Below are 3,042 nucleotides of genomic sequence, written 5' to 3'. Positions count from 1 at the left end.
CAGCTGTGCCAGATCCTCGATCGAATAGATGTCGTGATGCGGCGGCGGCGAGATCAGGCCGACGCCCGGCGTCGAATGCCGGACCTTGGCGATGGTGGCGTCGACCTTGTGGCCGGGCAGCTGACCGCCCTCGCCGGGCTTGGCACCCTGCGCCACCTTGATCTGCATCATGTCGGAGTTGACGAGGTATTCGGCCGTGACGCCGAAACGTCCCGAGGCGATCTGCTTGATCGCCGAGCGTTCCGGGTTCTTGCCGCCGCCCGGCAGCGGCAGATAGCGGTCGGCCTCTTCGCCGCCCTCGCCGGTGTTCGACTTGCCGCCGATCTGGTTCATCGCGCGCGCCAGCGTCGTGTGCGCTTCGCGCGAGATCGAGCCGAACGACATCGCCCCGGTCGAGAACCGCTTGACGATGTCGGCCGCCGGCATGACGTCGTCGAGCGCCACCTTCTTGCGGCCGGTTTCCCCGGCCAGCTTGAGCTTGAACAGGCCGCGAATGGTCTGGGCGCGGGCCGTCTCGCTGTCGATCTGGGCGGAATAGTCCTTGAAGGTTTCCCACGATCCCTGGCGCACGGCGTGCTGCAAGGTGGCGACAGCATCTGGCGACCAGATATGCGCCTCGCCGCGCATGCGGAACATGTATTCGCCGCCGACCTCGAGGCTGTTGCGCAGCACGGGGTCGTTGCCGAAACCGTCATTGTGGCGGCTGAGCGTCTCGGCCGCGATCTCGTCCAGGCCGACGCCTTCGATCAGCGTCGCGGTGCCGGTGAAGTATTGCTGCACGAAATCGGTCTTCAGGCCGATGGCGTCGAAAATCTGCGCGCCGCAATAGGACTGGTAGGTCGAGATGCCCATCTTGGACATCACCTTGAGGATGCCCTTGCCGATCGACTTGATGTAGCGCGAGACGACTTCGTAGGCGTCCACTTCCTTCGGCAGTTCGCCGCGCTTGTGCATGTCGAGCAGCGTGTCGAAGGCGAGGTAGGGATTGATCGCCTCGGCGCCATAGCCGGCGAGGCAGCAGAAATGATGCACTTCGCGCGGCTCGCCGGATTCGACGACGAGGCCGACCGAGGTGCGCAGCCCCTTGCGGATCAGGTGATGATGGACCGCCGCCGTCGCCAGCAGCGCCGGGATGGCGATGCGGTCGGGCCCGACCTGGCGGTCGGACAGGATGATGATGTTGTAGCCGCCGGCAACCGCCGCCTCCGCCCGCTCGCACAACCGATCGATGGCGCCCTGCATGCCCGCGGCGCCTTCGGCGGAGCCATAGGTGATGTCGATCGTCTTGGTGTCGAAACGGTCCTCGGTGTGGCCGATGGAGCGGATCTTTTCGAGATCGCCATTGGTCAGGATCGGCTGGCGAACTTCGAGCCGCTTGCGGCGCGAATTGCCGACAAGATCGAAGATGTTGGGCCGCGGCCCGATGAAGGACACCAGGCTCATCACCAGCTCCTCGCGGATCGGATCGATCGGCGGGTTGGTGACCTGGGCGAAGTTCTGCTTGAAATAGGTGTAGAGCAGCTTCGACTTGTCCGACATCGCCGAGATCGGCGTGTCGGTGCCCATCGAGCCCACCGCTTCCTGGCCTGTCGTCGCCATCGGCGACATCAACAGCTTGGTGTCCTCCTGGCTGTAGCCGAATGCCTGCTGGCGATCGAGCAGGCTGACATCCTTGCGCAACGCGCGCGGTTCGACCGGCTTCAGATCTTCGAGGATCAGCTGCGTGTTGGCGAGCCAGGTCTTGTAGGGATGCTTGGTCGCGATCTCCGACTTGAGCTCCTCGTCGGAGACGATGCGCCCCTTCTCCAGGTCGATCAGAAGCATGCGGCCGGGCTGCAGCCGCCACTTCTTGACGATCTTCTCCTCCGGCACCGGCAGCACGCCGGCTTCCGAGGCCATGATGACGCGGTCATCGTCGGTGACGATGTAGCGCGCCGGGCGCAAGCCATTGCGGTCGAGCGTGGCGCCGATCTGGCGGCCATCGGTGAAGACCACCGCCGCCGGTCCGTCCCACGGCTCCATCAGTGCCGCATGGTATTCGTAGAAGGCCTTGCGATCGGCATCCATGAGCTTGTTGCCGGCCCAGGCTTCCGGGATCAGCATCATCATGGCATGGCTGAGCCTGTACCCGCCCTGGAACAGGAACTCGAGCGCATTGTCGAAGCAGGCGGTGTCGGATTGGCCGTCATAGGAGATCGGCCACAGCTTCGAGATGTTGTTGCCGAACAGTTCGGAATCGACCGACGCCTGGCGCGCAGCCATCCAGTTGTTGTTGCCGCGCACGGTGTTGATCTCGCCATTGTGGGCGACCATGCGGTAGGGATGCGCCAGCTTCCATGACGGGAACGTGTTGGTCGAGAAGCGCTGGTGGACGAGGATCAGCGCGGTTTCGAAGCGCGGGTCCTTGAGGTCCTTGTAGTAGGCCCCGACCTGATAAGCCAGGAACATGCCCTTGTAGACGATGGTGCGCGCCGACAGCGACACGCAATAGGCGCCGATGTCCTTGTTGTCGTTCTCGGCATAGATGCGGCCCGAGATGACCTTGCGCAGCAGATAGAGCCTGGCCTCGTATTCCTCGTCATCGGTAATGTCTGGCGTGCGGCCGATGAAGATCTGCCGATGGAACGGCTCGGATGCCACGATGTCGGGCGCCTTCGACAGCGACGAATTGTCGACGGGCACGTCACGGAAACCGATGAGCGGAAGTCCCTCGGATTGCGCCGATTCGGCAATGATGTCCTCGATATGGGCGCGAAGGGCCGCGTCCTGCGGCATGAACCAGTGTCCGACGCCGTACTGGCCCGCCGGCGGCAGCTCGATGCCCTGGGCTGCCATCTCGTCACGGAAGAACTGGTCGGGAAGCTGCACCAGCACGCCGGCGCCATCGCCGACCAGCGGATCGGCGCCGACGGCGCCGCGATGCGTCAGGTTTTCGAGCACAGCAAGCCCGTCCTCGACGATCTGATGCGACTTCACGCCCTTCATGTTGACGATGAAACCGACGCCGCAGGCGTCATGCTCGTTGCGTGGATCGTAGCTGTC

General features: G+C 64.1%; 1 protein-coding gene. It reads right to left on the bottom strand.

Going from position 1 to position 3,042, the window contains the following annotated elements:
• Window positions 1-3,042: glutamate synthase large subunit (gene gltB, locus EN991_RS29750; RefSeq protein WP_127370087.1), on the bottom strand; the 3,042-nt coding region annotated here is incomplete at both ends.

The sequence above is a fragment of the Mesorhizobium sp. M7A.F.Ca.US.005.03.2.1 genome, from assembly GCF_003997795.1.
Classification (GTDB): Bacteria; Pseudomonadota; Alphaproteobacteria; order Rhizobiales; family Rhizobiaceae; genus Mesorhizobium; species Mesorhizobium ciceri.
This window is presented reverse-complemented; position numbering and strand designations above follow the sequence as displayed.